The sequence below is a fragment of the Vibrio sp. 1402 genome (assembly GCF_033340275.1).
The window spans coordinates 1-531 of the sequence record NZ_JAWOWE010000653.1 but is presented as its reverse complement, the minus strand read 5'-3'; the positions used below and the strand labels follow the sequence as shown (position 1 = coordinate 531).

Here is a 531-nt window from a genome sequence, read left to right as displayed (position 1 = left end):
TAACACCATCTCTTAGCATTGAATTTAAGATAACAACCATCTTTCTCATGCAGGCAACAATGGCAACTTTTTTCGGTTTTCCTGCCGTAAGTAGTCGTTCATAAGTTGCTTTGAAAACAGGGTTGCATTGGATAGCCGACATCATCGCCATATACATAACGGTCCTAACTTGAGACCGCCCTCCTTGTATCAGCCGCTTACCTTTAAAGCGGCCACTTTCTCTTGTTATTGGTGCGACACCAATGAGAGAAGAAGCTTGTTTGTTAGTGATAAAGCCCAGCTCGGGTACATTACTAATTAGGGAGGCAGCAAGGACTTTACCAACACCAGGCATGCTTTGGAGAATAGTATTTTTGGCTTGATACTCAGGACAACTCTCAATCAGTTTCGCTATCTTTGCTTCTACTTTTTCAATCTGATTTTTCAGGGCGGTAAGGATAGGGGTAATCGTAGACGAGATATTCTTAGGTAATATTTGTAGTCGGTTTCTTTCCATGGTTTGCATGGTGAGTAGCTGGTTACGCCTTGTGA

The 531-nt window shown here is 42.4% G+C and carries 1 protein-coding gene; it reads right to left on the bottom strand.

Going from position 1 to position 531, the window contains the following annotated elements:
* Positions 1-531, bottom strand: a 531-nt coding sequence (locus R7044_RS27765; protein ID WP_225456308.1) for a transposase, incomplete at both ends; no start/stop codon positions are given.